Below are 15,545 nucleotides of genomic sequence, written 5' to 3'. Positions count from 1 at the left end.
GACAGATTTATTGTTTTTTTCATTGTTCAGTACTACAACCTTAGTTGTAGTGCCCTGCACATTGGTTCGTCTTGTTCAGTTTTCAAAGGTCTTTGTCACTCATTTCTCTCAAGCGACAACTATATTAGTATATCACAGTCGCTTTCGCTTGTCAACACTTTTTTGAAACTTTTTTAATCTTTTTTTCATCAAGTGCTTCAACCGCAACATACCATAGTCCGTACGGGATTCGAACCCGTGTTACCGCCGTGAAAAGGCGGTGTCTTAACCCCTTGACCAACGGACCAGAGTTGTTATTTTCAACTCTTACTATTATACAGGCTTTTTAAACTTTGTCAACACCTTTTTTAAACTTTTTTTATTTTTTTGCATGAATTCCTAATGAGTACGGATGTCAAACTCTTTAAACACAATGCGTAAGTCCTTTAGCACTCTTTGACGCCCTCGGAAGTGTTCATCTCTTAAGACGCGTTCTAGTTCTTCTTGTTTCTCTTTACTTTGTTTGTTTCTATAATCTCTTAGTGTTTCATGAAAGAGATAATAATCATCTAGCCACAGACCGCCCTCACTTATACGATGACTTATATCACCCACTTCTTCATAAAGTTCTTTATTATATCTTCGTTTGTAGCTTTCTTGTTTACGGATATAGTCTAAAATTCGATTTCGAAACTTGGTTTTGAAATATTTCCTTAAACGTGGAATATCGTCTACTAGTCCTTCTTCTCTACTAATCAATTCATGTAAGCAAATCATACCCTCTTGGTTCCAATCCGATAGCTCCCACAAATGAAGGTAATATTCATTTCTACACTTGTATACAATTCCCTGGACTTCTTCATACATTTTTTTAAGCATAATCTTCCCCTTTCTAGATACAGTCTAACAGATTCAGAAACACTTTTGGCACATTTCATCCATTCTGCACCCTTTAGCTCCTCAACTGCACAAAAAGAGAGGTCTTGCCTCTCTTTGGGTTATTTTTCGTCATTCATTTTTGACTTTACTTCATCATAGGATAGTGCATGAGATTCCTCTTCTACTGTTTCAGGCATCTTTCCTGTTTCATAGAGAGATTTAATTTGTGTACTATCCAATGTTTCGTATTTCAATAATGCTTCTGCAATCAACTTGTGAGTTTCACGATTTGACTGAATAATTTCAGCAGCTTTATTTCGTGCTTCATTCAATAATGAACGAACCTCTTCGTCAATTTCATAAGCTGTTTGTTCTGAAATTAATTTTTGAGGACTCTGTGCCCCAAACATAGCATGGTTTCCTTCATATTGTACTGGGCCAAGTTTTTCACTCATACCGTACTCTGTAACCATTGCACGCGCCATTTGTGTCGCCTGTTCAAAGTCGTTTGAAGCTCCTGTAGTTTGGACATTAAAGATAATTTCTTCAGCTACACGTCCCCCCATTAAGCCAGCCAATTGCTCTTTCATATCTTCTTTAGAAAGAAGCATTTGGTCTTCCTTAGGAAGTGCAATCATATAACCGCCTGCACGACCGCGTGGTACAATTGTAACCTTATGGACAACGCGAGCATTCGACAAGACTAGACCAACAATGGTATGTCCTGCCTCATGGTAAGCAACCAATTCTCGTTCTTTTTGTGAAACTGTCTTATCTTTCTTAGAAGGTCCAGCAATAACTCTATCTTCTGCTTCATCAATATCTGAGGCATCAATTATCGATTTATTGCGACGAGCAGCAACTAAAGCCGCTTCATTCAAGACATTCTCCAAATCAGCACCAACAAAGCCTGGAGTTTGTTGAGCCACTAATTTCAAATCAACATCTTCTGCTAAAGGCTTGTTCTTAGCATGAACTTTCAAGATTGCTTCACGACCTTTAACATCAGGGCGACCAACCAAGACTTTTCTATCAAAACGTCCTGGGCGCAGAAGGGCAGGGTCAAGTACATCTGAACGGTTTGTCGCAGCGATGACAATAATCCCTTCATTTCCCTCAAAACCATCCATCTCAATCAAAAGTTGGTTCAAGGTTTGCTCACGTTCGTCATTTCCTCCGCCAAGACCAACTCCACGTTGACGTCCAACAGCATCAATTTCATCGATAAAGATAATAGCTGGTGCTGCTTTTTTGGCATCTTCAAAAAGAGAGCGAACACGACTAGCTCCAACTCCGACAAACATTTCTACAAAGTCAGAACCTGAAATACTAAAGAATGGAACACCTGCTTCTCCGGCTACTGCCTTAGCAAGCAAAGTTTTACCTGTTCCTGGAGGTCCCTCCAAAAGAACACCTGCTGGAATACGGGCTCCAAGTTTTGTAAATCGTTTTGGATCTTTTAAAAATTCAACAACTTCAACTAGTTCTTGTTTTTCTTCCTCAGCTCCAGCAACATCTGAAAATCTTACTTTAATATCTTCTTTATTTGCGGCTTTAGCCTTACTACGTCCAAAACTCATTGGGTTACGGCTATTATTTCCTCCCATATTTCCCATCATAGAGAATAGGAAGAAGAATAGAATACCGAATGGCACAATTGATACAAGAATATTAATCCACATACCACTTGAACTTTCATGCTTAACAGTTACTTCTGCCTTATGGTCAGAAGCAAGTTTTTGCAATTCTGATACTGTAGTATCTGAAGGAAGAATAATACTTGAAAATTTCTCTACTGTTGTAGCAGAAGGAGAAAAGAACTGGATACCTGTTTCTTCTTTACTTGTTTTAGGATTTTTATAGACACCCGAAACCTCGATAACACTTCCATTTGGTTGGTAGGTTAATTCTTTTACGTTGTCATCGGTAATTTCTTTTACCAATTCTGTATAATTAATTTGCTCACTTTTCCCTGCAACACTACCTGTACTAAAATACTGGTAAGCTGTAACTAGGAAAAAAATAAGTAATAACCATAGAAATGGATTTTTAATTAAACCATTATTTTGTTTTTTCATTAAAAATTGTTCTTTCTAATTTGAATACACTTCTTCTTTCAATACTCCAACATAAGGAAGATTACGATAATTTTCTTTGTAGTCTAAACCATAACCTACTACAAACTCATTTGGGATAGTAAAGCAGGTATAGTCTGCCTCAATTTCTACAACACGTCCCTCTGGTTTATCCAACAAGGTTGCAATTTTAACAGAAGCTGCTTCTCTTGCAATAAACATATCTCGCAAATTCTTCAAAGTTTGACCTGTATCAATGATATCTTCTACAAATAGAACATGTCTTCCTTTGATATCTTGAGTCACATCTTGTTTAATATTGATAACACCACTACTTGCTGTTCCACCATGGTAGCTAGAAACCATCATGAAGTCCATTTCAATATGTGTATCAATATGTTTGACCAATTCAGCCATAAAAGGAATAGATCCTTTTAAAATCCCAACTAAAATTGGATTTTTTCCTGCATAGTCTTTGGTTAATTGAGCACCTAATTTTTTAGCAGCTTCTGTAATTTCATCGTGTGAAACGAGGATTTTTTTAATATCGTTTTCTAACATTTTTTTACCTATCTATTTTTTCTATATAAAGTACAGTGTTCATTATATCATTTTTCGTGTTTTTACTCAAATTACTGGTCGCAATTCCCAAAATTGAGACAATTTCACCAAATTGCTCAATAATCAGAGCAGATTTTCGCTTTTCCATAGGGATTTTCAAATCGATAAATAGACGTCTGAGTTTTTTTCTATGTCCATTTTGAATCAAAAAATCTCCTGGTTTTCGATGACGAATGTGTATGGATGTTTCTCGTGAAACAGGTATTCGCTGAATTGATTCACCTTCTAATGGAAGTCCAAAGGAAAATAAATAACCTTGGTAAGATACCTGATTTTGATAGTGTAACACAAGTTCATCTTCCTTTTCATCAGCCTGCGGACTGATTTTACAAATCTGAAACTGTTGATACTCTTTTATCAATTCATAACCATTTTTAAGCGGATGACGATACTGGCTTTTAGTTTTTAAAATTTGCCTAACTTCTTCAAACTGAGCTTTTGTAAGATTCAAATCTGGAAAACGATTCAGATAAGTTTGAAGTAAAACTCTTTGTGTCGACTCAGAGTAAGACAATAGCTGCTCTAAATTTTCTACATCAATATTCTTTGATAATTCAGCTATTGCCAAATCATAATCTAAAATTTCATTACCGATACTTAAGATTGCATCTCTAAATCGAGGATTTTCTTTTTCTAATTCTGGTAAGTAAGAGTTTCGAATACGGTTGCGCAAATAATGATTTTCCTGATTTGATATATCTTCAAAGTGAAAAATTGATGGAAAGTCTTTTTTCTGAAAATGCAAGAAGGGACGAATAATTTCTATCTCTCCGACTACTTGCTTCTCCTTAATTCCTGATAGATAGCGCAAACGAGTGCCTCGAATCAAACGCATCAAAATCGTTTCCACCTGGTCATCAGCATGGTGGGCAGTAACTAAAGCTGTCGCACCTGTCTTTTTCATGACCTCTTGAAAAAAATCATAACGAAAATGTCGAGCACGCGCTTCTGAAAATTCTCCTGAAAAATTGCTGACATAAATAGGAAGTCCAGCTTCAGCAGCCAACTTCCTTAATTCCTTTTCTTCCCAATCTGATTCAATTCTCTGCTTATGATTCACATGGGCTAGAATCAATTCAATTTCTAACTCTTTTTGATAAGTAGATAATACCTTAAATAGAAACATAGAATCTAATCCACCAGAAAGAGCTAGCACCACCTTAGTATGCTTTTTGAAATATCCCTTCTTGAGAAAATGATTTAAAAAATCTTGTTCCCTCATTTTAGAACCTCATAAACATCCTTGGCTATCTGAGAAATCGTATCATAATCAGAATTCTTAGTGAAAATAGAAAGAATAAATGGAGAATCTGCGTAGACAACACCCGTATCATGCTTAAATTCGTCCGCATCCCCAATTTTATGAGCTACCTTCACAGAAACACCTTTGGCAATTCGCTGATTATCAAAATCTGTTTTAGTCAAAGACTCTAGCACAAATCCATTTTGATTATAAATAGCTTCCATGACCTTCCCGGCCATCTTGGAAGAAATCAATTTTTCTTTTGAATCCCAATCATCCCCCATAATGGCAGACATCTTGGATTTGAATGTGGCATCAGATTGATTTGAAATGTAATATCCCAATAAATTATGAGCTACATTATCAGATTCTTTAGATACTTTTGTGATTAAGTCCTTGAGAGAATACTCTTTATTATCCTCTTTTTTAGGAAGACTACCACTTCCCTCTGGTTTATAAGAACCTGGAAAATCATTGACTTCAGATACGTATTTTACAGTCGTATCTAACTGATAAAGACCCTCATTTATTTTTTCTTGCGCATAATAGAGATAAGGGAGTTTCAAAACACTAGCTGCATACATCTTTTCATTTTGATTGATACCAGCTTCTTTTCCAGTAGTCAGTTGCTTAACATAAATAGAGAATGAATCTTTCTGATATTTTTCAGATAACATTTCTTGGACTTTACCCATCCGATTATCTTCTTCAGAAGTTGATTCCTTATCTACCCATCCAACCTGATCAATATGTAGAAATTCTTTTCCTTCTACAAACATGAGCTTATCGATTGATACTTGTGAATAAGCTGATAAGGATGATTTCACTTCTTTTAAGTCATAAGGACTATTGTACAGTTTAAAATCAGATTCTAACCATACTTTTTTTATTGTTGGAGTTACCTCTGATTGTTCATATAAAAATCGTTTGTCCGCAGCTATAAATTGATGATTTGATAGCTTAAATACCGGAATTCCTTGTTTATTTAAGCGCCACTCAGTTATTTGAAAACTTGTTTTGGGAGTCAATTTTCCAGATTCCACTACTAAATCTTCATTTGCATAAACAGGAACTTCTCCATAAACCATAGGAGAATTTAGCTTTTCTCTAAAATAAATACCAAAGTCAGATTGTGAAAGGTAATAAATTTCTTTCGAAGTATAGACGACTTCTTTTTCTGTGCTAACAACTTTTGAAATGGTCAAAAAACTTGGTAGCAACAAAATAATTAAGAATTTACGCATTCTTCCTTTCCTTTTCTTCTTGTAAACGCAATAATTGATTTTTATCAGCCAATTCTTCCAGCTTTTCATCTGACAAACTCAAAAATTGCTCTATTACGTCTAATAAATTTTCCATTTTATCACCTTTGAAGCAAGTCAGGAATCGTATAAACTATTTCCCTCGACTTAGAATAATAGTACTTCGCTCGTGTATATTTGGCAGCATAATCCTCATCTTTCAACTTGGTAGCAAATGCTGTCTCCTTATCCTTTTCATCACTCAAGGTTTGATACTGAGTTTGCAAGTCTGCTAATTGCTGACGTCTTTGGAGTAATTGTTGATAGCTCTGCGCTAAATTAAAAGTTGGTAAGATAAATAATAGCATAATCAAAATCAATACCCACCCCATAAAACGATTCCGTTTTTGTCGTTCTTTCATCAGGTAGCGACGACGTTGGTGTTCATTTTGAATAAAAGAATTATTCAATTGTACAATATTTTTAGACATTTTCTTCTACCCGTGTTTCACTGATAATTTCATACATGCCTGCTGCATCTTCTTTTTTTGTACTATCTTTCATCTCTAGTACTTTGACAAGTAGCAACTTATTGCCAAATCGAATTTCAACTTGGTCATTAACTTTCAAATCCGTTGAACTTTTGGCCAAGATTCCATTCACCTTGATTCTGCCTTTATCTGCTACTTCTTTTGCGACTGTACGACGCTTGATAATTCGCGATACTTTTAAATATTTGTCTAATCTCATCCTTATTACCTCAACTTATTATTGTACCATTTTTATCTATTTTATAGAAGAAAAATATCAAATGGAATTTTCTTTCTTCGACTCTTTTATTTCTAATAAACTTTCTCCAAAAATCAGCAGACATTCTAAAATTTCATAATCTTTCTTATTTTGGACATCAAATACAAGCTCCATTGATCCCTTATTCTCAGTGATGCCTGCTTTTAAGTTCGTTGCGGATAGAGCTTTAAAATAATCTTGAGCTAAAAACAGTCGTTGAGTGACTTTTTCAAATTGAATTGTAACTTTATTATCTTTTCTTTCCACACGTTGAACAAAGACCTTGTCCAAGTATGATTTGACCAAACCAATCTCTAAAAGATAGGCTACTACATCTGGGTATTCTCCAAAACGGTCTATCAACTCCTCTTGTAACTCTTCATAATTGACACGGTTGTCAATTTGACGAATTTTCTTGTAAATTTCAATCTTATGTCGTTGATCAGAAATATAAGTATCAGGAAGATAGGCATCAATTTGCAAAATCAACTCAGCATTCCCTTTGGTTCTTGTGTTAGTGTTAGCATTACCGTTTCGTTTAGCAATAGCTTCCTCTAATAACTGCGAATACAATTCAAAACCAACAGAATCAATGAAACCAGACTGGGATTTTCCTAGGAGATTTCCTGCTCCACGAATCGAAAGATCTCGCATAGCAATCTTAAATCCGGATCCTAATTCTGTAAATCCTTTGATTGCCTCTAATCTCTTTTCAGAAACTTCACTGATTGATTTTTCTGGACGATACATGAGATAGGCATAAGCAATACGATTACTACGACCGACTCTTCCTCTTAACTGATACAAGGTTGACAAGCCCATATGGTCCGCATTTTCTATAAATAAGGTATTGGCATTTGGAATGTCCACCCCTGTCTCAATAATGGTAGTCGTCACCAAGATATCGTATTGTCCCTCAATAAAGTCTAATAGAGTATTTTCCAACTGAATCTCACTCATTTGCCCATGAACATAGCCAATCGAAGCCTCTGGAATCAACTCCTGTAATTCGGAAACCTTCTGGTCAATTGTGTCAACTTTATTGTAAAGATAGTAAACTTGACCTCCACGCTCCATTTCACGCAAAACAGCATCACGAATGACACTCTCATTCTTTTCCAAAACATAGGTTTGCACTGGATAACGATTAGTCGGCGGAGTTTCAATAACAGACAAATCTCTGATTCCCAGCATAGACATATGGAGGGTACGAGGGATTGGCGTTGCTGTCAAGGTCAGGACATCCACTTGTTTCTTCAGTTCTTTCAAGGTTTCCTTATGCTTGACACCAAATCGTTGTTCTTCATCAATAATCATCAAGCCCAAATCAGCAAACACAACATCTTTTGACAAAACACGATGGGTTCCAATCAAAATATCAACTTGACCCTTTTTCAATTTTTCAAGTGTTTCGGTCTGCTCTTTTTTACTTCTAAAACGACTCAATACATCAATATTAACTGCAAAATTTTGGAATCGTTCCTTAAAATTGGTATAGTGCTGTTGCGCTAAAACCGTCGTCGGAACTAGAACGACAACCTGTTTGTGATCATTAACTGCCTTAAAGGCTGCACGCATAGCAACTTCAGTCTTTCCAAAACCAACATCCCCAACTAAAAGTCGATCCATTGGTTGAGAAGCCTGCATATCTCTCTTGATTTCCTCAATACTACGAAGTTGATCATCCGTTTCAACATAAGGAAATGCATCATCAAAAGCATGTTGCTCTTCATCATCAGCTGAAAAAGCAAAACCCTTCAACTGACTACGCTCAGAATAGAGTTTGATTAAATCGTCTGCTATATCCTCTACCTGGTTCTTCACTTTTTGCTTTGCTTTTTTAAAATGACCGTCATTTAATTTATTGAGTTTTGGAGCTTTCCCATCACTTGAAACATATTTAGACAGTAGATGAATCTGTTCTACTGGGATAGAGATTTGATCCCCGTTTTGGTATTGGACGCTAACATAATCGCGGTGAATCCCTTTGATTTCAATGGTTTCAATTCCTAGGTATTGACCAATTCCATGAATGTGGTGAACAACGTAGTCCCCTTTTTCAAGTTCATTGTAATCTTTTAATCTCTCTGCATTCGAAACATGTTGTCTTCGAAAACGACGTTTTAATTTCTTTTGAAAAATCTCATGTTCAGTTATCAATAAAATCTTTTCATCTACAAAATGAAAACCATGTCTTAGATTGCCCTCGATTAAGTTTACAGATTCTTGACAGATTCTTGACTTATCTCTAGAATTCAATTTAATCTGATATTCCTCTAACACATCCTCCAATGTTTTACTTCCCATTGAATTGCTAGATTGCAAGATAATAGTATAATTCATTTTTTTGTATCGTTCAATTTCTTCTTTTAGAAAAGAAAACTGATTGAAAAATTCCTGCATAGGATATTGATTGAATTGATAAATTTTGTCAAACTTGAGATTTCCTAACCCCTTTTGTAGATTAGAGAAAAAGGTAACCGGACTCTGTTTTTTATATATTTGCTCTGTATCTGCAAAATACTGCATCTCAGAAAATGCTTTACTGTTCTGTAATTCTTCTGTAAAGTATTGTGCTAATTCTCTTTCAAAGACTTCATACTGATTCATTAATTTTTGATAATCATCAAAGAATATTGGGGTATCTTTTTCAATATAATCAAAGACAGTCCATGTCTTATCATAGCACAAAGATAAAAACTTCCGAGAATCAGAATGAATTTGTTTTTGGTGAAAACTTGAAAGAATTTCTTCTAAGTATGATTTTAAAATAGGTGATAAAGTCTTTGAAATTTGTTTTTCTAAAGCTGACTGACCTCTTTGATAATCATTTTCTCTCAAAATTATGTCGCTAGCTGGAAAGATTGTGAGTTCTGTCTTATTTTCTTTCGATAATTGTGTCTCGACTTCAAACGACCTGATACCATCAATTTCATCACCAAAAAACTCAATTCGGCAAGGTTCTAACTGGGATATTTCGAAAATATCTAAAATATCTCCTCGCAGACTAAATTCGCCCTGAGTTTGTACTTGTGTAACTTTTCGATAGCCAATTTCCTTTAACTGATGGATAAGCACGTGTTGGTCATATTCTTCACCAACTGAGATTTTTACAATACTATCTCTGAATACATCGGGAGACGGTAAAATCAATCGACTTGCTGCGATATTACAAACTAAAATCCCTCTCTTAGATGAATCATTCAAAAAACGCAATGCTTCAACCCGTGAGATGATTTTTTCTTGTGAAGACATCAAAAACTCGACCATAGGGGAGTCATCTACCAAAAATGGATAAACATGTTCCTCACCCAAGATAGAGATAAGATCACTAACCAGTCCTTCTGTCTCTCCATAAGTTGACGTCAGTAACACAATCTTATCTTCTTTTTCTAAACTGCTTGCAATTGCAAGAGCCTTAGTAGACGTTGATAAACCAAGTATTAGTTGTCTTTTCTTATCTGTCAGATTTTGATGCCATTTTTTAATCTGATCATTTTCTGAGAATAAATCTAATAAGGTCACCATTTATCCGTTATACCTCTGCATTGTTTTCTCAAAATTTTTCTCTTGTAAATAGTAGTTTACAGAATCGTCAACTTTGTCAATAGACTGTAAAATACCAATATAATCATCCTTGTCAAAGGTATTCAAAACATGGTTAACAACTGACATGCCATTTTTAGGTCTTCCGATTCCAATCTTAACACGGTTAAAGGTTTGGGTTCCAATATGTTGAATAATAGACTTGATACCATTATGACCACCTGCGGAGCCCTTTGCTCTTAAACGAATCTTTCCAACTTCCATGTCAAGATCATCGTAAATGATGAGTAAATCTTCAATATCCAAACCATAATAAGTCAATAAGGCATGAACCGCTTTTCCACTTTCATTCATAAATGTCGTTGGTTTGACAAGATAAATTTTTTCTCCATTTAGGAAAAAGGATGCTATATCAGCTTGAAATATTTTATCGTGTGTAAAAGTGACATTCTGTTTCTTCGCTAGTTGATCAATCAACATAAAACCAACATTGTGTTTGGTCTCAAAATATTTATCTCCTGGATTTCCCAAGCCTACAAGTAATTTAGTCATTTATTTTTCCTTTCAAAAGCCAAAAGGGTTGGAATTTTTTTCCAACCTAATTGACACCATTTATTAAATTTTTAGACATTAAAGCGGAATTCCATGATATCGCCGTCTTGGACGATATATTCTTTACCTTCTTCACGCAAACGTCCAGCTTCTTTTACGGCCTTCTCAGATCCATATTTCACCAAATCATCGTATGACATAGTTACTGCACGAATAAAGCCTTTTTCAAAGTCTGAGTGGATAATACCAGCTGCTTGAGGAGCCTTCATACCACGTTTGAAAGTCCAAGCACGAACTTCTTTTTCACCAGCTGTGAAGTAAGTTCCCAGTCCAAGCAAATGGTAAGCTGCACGCGTCAACTTATCAACGCCTGATTCTGTCAACCCAAGTGCCTCAAGAAACTCTTGCTTGTCTTCATCGTCCAATTCAGAAATTTCTTCCTCAGCACGCGCAGAAATAACGACTACTTCAGCATTTTCTGTCGCTGCAAATTCACGAATTTGTTTAACATAGTCGATAGAGTCAGGTTCTGAAACCACATCCTCGTCCACATTAGCAACATAGAGCACTGGTTTAGTCGTTAACAGGAAGAGACCTTTGACAACCTTTTGTTCCTCATCTGTAAATTCAATAGTTCGAGCTGATTTTCCATCTTCAAGGACTGGTTTAATCTTTTGAAGAACATTAAACTCTGCTACTGATTCTTTATCTTTTTGCGTGCGTGCCATCTTTTCTACACGCGCATAACGCTTATTGACTGATTCTAAGTCTGCAAGAATCAATTCCAGGTTAATGGTGTCAATATCTGCAAGTGGATCCACAAAGGCGTCTTCACGTCCTTGCTCGCGCATGACATTTTCATCATCAAAAGCACGAACTACGTGAACAATTGCATCTACTTCACGGATATTGGCCAAGAATTTATTCCCCAGCCCTTCTCCTTTTGAAGCTCCTTTTACAATCCCTGCAATATCTGTAAATTCAAATGTTGTTGGAACTGTCTTTTTAGGTGTGATCATTTCCGTTAGTTTTTGTAGGCGTTCATCTGGAACTTCCACCATTCCAACGTTTGGATCAATCGTCGCAAATGGGTAGTTAGCTGCCTCTGCTCCTGCTTTTGTAATTGCATTAAATAGTGTTGATTTACCAACGTTTGGCAAACCAACGATACCTGCTGTTAAAGCCATATTTTCTCATTCTCCGTTTTCATTTCAATCCCTAATATTATAACACAAAAAGGGATAAAGTGCTAAAATTCCTTGATATAGCTATTTCCCATAACTGAAATAATAATTTTATGGACTTTTTTAGGAACTTTTTAATTTTTCAATAGCTTTTTCATAAAATGAAGTAGCATTTTTCTGATTGTCTTTGGATAGGTGGCTATAAATATCCATGGTCATAGAAAGTTTTGCATGGCCGAGCCGTGTTTGTATCTCTTTGTAAGGTAGTCCAGCATTGAGCAAGATACTAGCGTGAGTGTGGCGGAAGGCGTGGAACGTAAAACGAGGGCATCCAGCACGTTCCAAATGTTTTACTAACCTAAAACTAAGCATTCTAGCGTCTATATGCTTATCAAAGCTATTAGAGAATACTTTCTCATAGGTCAACCCCATTTCTTTTCCTATTTGGGATTGTCTTGCTTTATAGAGCCGTAGCATGAGCACCGTCTTATTATCCAAGTCAATTACCCTAATACTTGATTTAGTCTTAGGGCTAGTGATTTCTTTGATAATATTTAACGTTTTATTGACGTCTAGTGTACCATTTTTTAGGTCAATATCAGACCACTCTAAGGCTAAACACTCACGAATACGCAAACCAGTAGCTAAAAGCGTCTTATATAGCACCGTATCAAAGAAATTTTTGTAAGTGTTTGGCAACTGATCCATATAAGCTAAGAACTTTTTCAAATTCTCATCATCCAGATATTTCAGTTTTTGCCCTTCTTTGAGTTTACGCCGTGGAATAATGACATCACGGGCAGGGTTGAAGGGGATAGCTTGCAAAGATACGGCATATTTAAGTATGCGTTTGTTTAGAGAGTGAAGGAGCGGATATTCTTGGAATCCCTCACCTAATTGATTGTAGTCTTTTGCCCACTGGTTAACTTGACTTTGAATGATTGGGGGCGTCAGTTTATCCAGCCTATAGTTTCCGAAAGCTGGAAGTAGATATTTATCTATTTTGAATTTGGTACCCATTAAGGTAGATTTTTTAACCGTATGGCAGTATGTTTCTAGCCAATTCTCCACCAGTTCGGCATAGGTATTGATTTGAACCGCTTTAAATACTGTTGACCCGTCTTTTTCAAACTCTATTTGAGCCTGTAACGCTTTGGTTTTGAGTTCCTTCTTGTTTCGGCCTGATATAGTTGTCTTGACTTTCTTACCTGTTACTGTATCTGTACCCAGATAGATACTGGAGCGGTAGACTATTGACCCGTCTTTCTTTTTGTATTCTGTTATTTTCATGATGATAAACCTTTCTAAAATACATCAGCAGGCAAGCTATTATTAAAAAGGTTTTAGATTGTGGTTTAAATCATGCTAGGGCTTCATAGATTGCCCCACATTCGATTTTAAAGAGTCAGGCGGTAAATAATACCAGAGTTGGAAACAAGGTGGATATGGGGTTATTTATCGGCTAGACGTTTTAGATTGTCCAGAGCTTTTTGATTGTTTTTGTAAAGTACCTCTAACTGTTCTTTGGCGATTCTATTGAGTTCAGTTAGGCGGTTGCTTTGTGATAGCCCTTGTTTTATCATTTCAGCGTTAAGACTTTGTAAATTATTAAGAACTAATAACTGTTCAATAGTGGCATTATCTCGCTGATTGCCGTCTTTTTCTGGGAAAGCTTTCTTGTATTCTTTGGCAGTCATACCGAACAAGGCAACATTAACCAAATCAGCTTCAGAGGAGTAAGCGTATGATATTTGAGACGGCTGAAGTGTTGGGACAATATTTTCTTTAATTGCATCAGTTTGTATTGTGTAATTGAGTTTTGAAATATAGCGGTTCACTTGCCAATCTAACTGATTTCTATAGGCCTCTTCTTGTTTAAGCCGTTGATAGTCTTGAATGATGTAGAGTTTGAACTCTGGGGAAATCCAAGAAGCAAACTCAAAGGCTATGTCTGAGTGGGCATATGTTCCACCGTAACGGCCAGCTTTTGAAGTGATACCGATGGCGTTCATTCTTTCTATCCATTGTTTAGAAGTCATTACAAGCCTACCAGGTTCATTTCTAACCGTATGGAATTCCATACGGTTAAAATTTGGGTTATTAATACTTTCCCAAGTTGCTAAAAAATCTATAGTAGCGTAACTACTAAGCCAGTTTGATATGACTATTCTAGGATCTTCGCTATTTTTATATTTAGCTATATCGGTCAAGCTGATATAATCAGTATTATTGGCTAGTAAAGTGATTTCTTTACCGTTTGCGTTGATTTTAACCATGGTAGTCCTTTCTAAAATATTGAAAGTGGTTGACATTTGTTGACATCAAAAAAATTAGTAGATATGGGGATTATATTGGGTTGAAGCTTGAGAATCCACGCGCTTCAGGATTGTTGAACATTGTGGCGCGTGGGTATGCTATAGGTCGCATAATCGGACTTTTCGGCCACCCTAAAGAAAAATATTAGTGCTAAGGTTTGCTATTGGCGAATATGGGGGATTTTTATCTTCCTCTCATAGCTAATAATTCAATAGTTTTACCTATATTTTCTTGTTCAGTTTCTGTTAGTATGCTCCATAAAGCTATAAATTTTTGTAATCTAGCAGGGAGAAATAGAAACGAGCTATAAAAGTCTTCACGGTGCTTTACAACTATTTCAGGAGGTACAGCGGTATTTTTATAGCTTTCATAAAACTGTTTATCAATATACTCATAAAATTTTTTTACTCTTTCTCCGATTAGTTCCTTTATCTCTTGATTAAGAAATGTTTCAACATCAGAATAATTTGAAAAAATTGTTTTATCAAGGGCTTTTTCTATTTCTCTATACTCACTATACCCCAGCAGATACCCAACGCTTACCTCGAAGTATTTAGCTAGCTGCTGGGCTTTTTCTGGTTTAATTTGGCTTTCTCCGTTTTCCCAGCGTGATAGAGTCTTTTCTGATATGCTCATTTCTTTTGCTATTTCCTTTTGAGATAGCTTTTTTTCTTTACGTAACTCTTTTAATCTATTCATTTATATCAACACCTTTCAAATGTATTATATCATTCTTTTTATCGAACCAGACAAAAAAAGTCCAATAAAATAAAAAATATCCTTTACAAAGACAAAAAGTGTCTGTAATAAAAACCAATCAGACAAAAAGTGTCTGGATAGAGCCTACAGCACAACACTTTTCAATCTATTCTGCTGGAGGTTGATTTTAAAAATAATAGAAAGAGGTAAGACATTTGAAAAATAATATGCGTGTTATTTTAGCAAAGAAACGCTTGAAGGTGGCAGATGTTGCAAGAGAAACAGGGCTATCAAAAAGCACTTTGACGGCATTGTATTATGAGCGTTCAAAAAATCCGACTTTTGAGACATTGCAGAAAGTAGCTGACTTTTTAGAAGTTACGATTGATGACTTGTTAAAGGTTGGATAAATAGAAAGGCA

Annotated in this window: 15 protein-coding genes and 1 tRNA gene; 1 reads left to right on the top strand and 15 read right to left on the bottom strand. The window is 35.8% G+C overall.

Translation table 11 applies throughout. The features are described from left to right. Positions 1-214 precede the first annotated feature (214 nt). From HT730_RS01505 to HT730_RS01440, 15 genes are all read right to left on the bottom strand, one after another. Positions 215-286 (bottom strand) — tRNA-Glu (locus tag HT730_RS01505). A 92-nt stretch (positions 287-378) separates the two neighbouring features. Continuing rightward, complete coding sequence (locus tag HT730_RS01500; protein WP_173306582.1) at positions 379-858, bottom strand: sigma-70 family RNA polymerase sigma factor; 480 nt, start codon at positions 856-858, stop codon at positions 379-381. 119 nt (positions 859-977) lie between these two features. Continuing rightward, positions 978-2,936 carry an ATP-dependent zinc metalloprotease FtsH gene (gene ftsH / locus HT730_RS01495; protein ID WP_173306581.1) on the bottom strand — a complete coding sequence of 653 codons (1,959 nt, stop codon included), beginning with the start codon at positions 2,934-2,936 and terminating at the stop codon, positions 978-980. Positions 2,937-2,951: 15 nt separating this feature from the next. Further along, positions 2,952-3,494, bottom strand: coding sequence for a hypoxanthine phosphoribosyltransferase (hpt, locus tag HT730_RS01490; protein ID WP_000892175.1), 543 nt, complete (start codon positions 3,492-3,494; stop codon positions 2,952-2,954). 4 nt (positions 3,495-3,498) lie between these two features. Continuing rightward, on the bottom strand, positions 3,499-4,776 hold the full coding sequence (gene tilS / locus HT730_RS01485; protein ID WP_173306580.1) for a tRNA lysidine(34) synthetase TilS: 1,278 nt from the start codon (positions 4,774-4,776) through the stop codon (positions 3,499-3,501). Then, positions 4,773-6,041, bottom strand: coding sequence for a serine hydrolase (locus HT730_RS01480; RefSeq protein ID WP_173306579.1), 1,269 nt, complete (start codon positions 6,039-6,041; stop codon positions 4,773-4,775). The genes tilS and HT730_RS01480 overlap by 4 nt, the downstream gene beginning before the upstream one ends. Continuing rightward, the gene (locus HT730_RS10610; protein ID WP_000429334.1) at positions 6,034-6,156 is read right to left on the bottom strand and encodes an SP_0009 family protein; all 123 of its coding nucleotides are present in this window, start codon (positions 6,154-6,156) and stop codon (positions 6,034-6,036) included. The genes HT730_RS01480 and HT730_RS10610 overlap by 8 nt, the downstream gene beginning before the upstream one ends. A gap of 4 nt (positions 6,157-6,160) precedes the next feature. Continuing rightward, a complete protein-coding gene (locus HT730_RS01475; RefSeq protein ID WP_000041903.1) occupies positions 6,161-6,529 on the bottom strand; it encodes a septum formation initiator family protein in 369 nt (122 codons plus the stop codon). Further along, positions 6,522-6,788 (bottom strand): RNA-binding S4 domain-containing protein, encoded by a 267-nt coding sequence (locus HT730_RS01470; RefSeq protein ID WP_001234978.1) that lies wholly within the window; start codon positions 6,786-6,788, stop codon positions 6,522-6,524. Before HT730_RS01470 ends, HT730_RS01475 begins: the two co-directional genes overlap by 8 nt. A 57-nt stretch (positions 6,789-6,845) precedes the next feature. Then, complete coding sequence (mfd, locus tag HT730_RS01465; RefSeq protein WP_173306578.1) at positions 6,846-10,355, bottom strand: transcription-repair coupling factor; 3,510 nt, start codon at positions 10,353-10,355, stop codon at positions 6,846-6,848. Then, entirely contained in the window at positions 10,356-10,925 is a 570-nt protein-coding gene (pth, locus tag HT730_RS01460) for an aminoacyl-tRNA hydrolase (protein ID WP_173306577.1), read from the bottom strand. A 71-nt stretch (positions 10,926-10,996) separates the two neighbouring features. Beyond that, positions 10,997-12,112: a redox-regulated ATPase YchF gene (ychF, locus tag HT730_RS01455; protein WP_001218712.1), complete on the bottom strand. Its 1,116-nt coding sequence runs from the start codon at positions 12,110-12,112 to the stop codon at positions 10,997-10,999. A gap of 120 nt (positions 12,113-12,232) precedes the next feature. Then, positions 12,233-13,399 (bottom strand): site-specific integrase, encoded by a 1,167-nt coding sequence (locus HT730_RS01450; protein WP_050242870.1) that lies wholly within the window; start codon positions 13,397-13,399, stop codon positions 12,233-12,235. Positions 13,400-13,560: 161 nt separating this feature from the next. Next, on the bottom strand, positions 13,561-14,385 hold the full coding sequence (locus HT730_RS01445; RefSeq protein ID WP_078748291.1) for a KilA-N domain-containing protein: 825 nt from the start codon (positions 14,383-14,385) through the stop codon (positions 13,561-13,563). 223 nt (positions 14,386-14,608) lie between these two features. After that, entirely contained in the window at positions 14,609-15,124 is a 516-nt protein-coding gene (locus HT730_RS01440) for a helix-turn-helix transcriptional regulator (protein ID WP_050242869.1), read from the bottom strand. Positions 15,125-15,339: 215 nt separating this feature from the next. Here HT730_RS01440 and HT730_RS01435 point away from each other — a divergent pair, with 215 nt between their 5' ends. Continuing rightward, positions 15,340-15,534: a helix-turn-helix transcriptional regulator gene (locus HT730_RS01435; protein ID WP_000794674.1), complete on the top strand. Its 195-nt coding sequence runs from the start codon at positions 15,340-15,342 to the stop codon at positions 15,532-15,534. Positions 15,535-15,545: the final 11 nt, after the last annotated feature.

It is taken from the genome of Streptococcus sp. k-628 (genome assembly GCF_013277475.1).
In the GTDB taxonomy this organism is placed as follows: domain Bacteria; phylum Bacillota; class Bacilli; order Lactobacillales; family Streptococcaceae; genus Streptococcus.
Note: the sequence above shows the minus strand (reverse complement) of the source record. Positions and strands in the feature narration are given on the sequence as shown.

Coding starts and splice junctions, on each gene's coding strand:
- HT730_RS01500 (WP_173306582.1), bottom strand. CDS start 858: ATGCTTAAAAAAATGTATGAAGAAGTCCAGGGAATTGTATACAAGTGT.
- ftsH (WP_173306581.1), bottom strand. CDS start 2,936: ATGAAAAAACAAAATAATGGTTTAATTAAAAATCCATTTCTATGGTTA.
- hpt (WP_000892175.1), bottom strand. CDS start 3,494: ATGTTAGAAAACGATATTAAAAAAATCCTCGTTTCACACGATGAAATT.
- tilS (WP_173306580.1), bottom strand. CDS start 4,776: ATGAGGGAACAAGATTTTTTAAATCATTTTCTCAAGAAGGGATATTTC.
- HT730_RS01480 (WP_173306579.1), bottom strand. CDS start 6,041: ATGCGTAAATTCTTAATTATTTTGTTGCTACCAAGTTTTTTGACCATT.
- HT730_RS10610 (WP_000429334.1), bottom strand. CDS start 6,156: ATGGAAAATTTATTAGACGTAATAGAGCAATTTTTGAGTTTGTCAGAT.
- HT730_RS01475 (WP_000041903.1), bottom strand. CDS start 6,529: ATGTCTAAAAATATTGTACAATTGAATAATTCTTTTATTCAAAATGAA.
- HT730_RS01470 (WP_001234978.1), bottom strand. CDS start 6,788: ATGAGATTAGACAAATATTTAAAAGTATCGCGAATTATCAAGCGTCGT.
- mfd (WP_173306578.1), bottom strand. CDS start 10,355: ATGGTGACCTTATTAGATTTATTCTCAGAAAATGATCAGATTAAAAAA.
- pth (WP_173306577.1), bottom strand. CDS start 10,925: ATGACTAAATTACTTGTAGGCTTGGGAAATCCAGGAGATAAATATTTT.
- ychF (WP_001218712.1), bottom strand. CDS start 12,112: ATGGCTTTAACAGCAGGTATCGTTGGTTTGCCAAACGTTGGTAAATCA.
- HT730_RS01450 (WP_050242870.1), bottom strand. CDS start 13,399: ATGAAAATAACAGAATACAAAAAGAAAGACGGGTCAATAGTCTACCGC.
- HT730_RS01445 (WP_078748291.1), bottom strand. CDS start 14,385: ATGGTTAAAATCAACGCAAACGGTAAAGAAATCACTTTACTAGCCAAT.
- HT730_RS01440 (WP_050242869.1), bottom strand. CDS start 15,124: ATGAATAGATTAAAAGAGTTACGTAAAGAAAAAAAGCTATCTCAAAAG.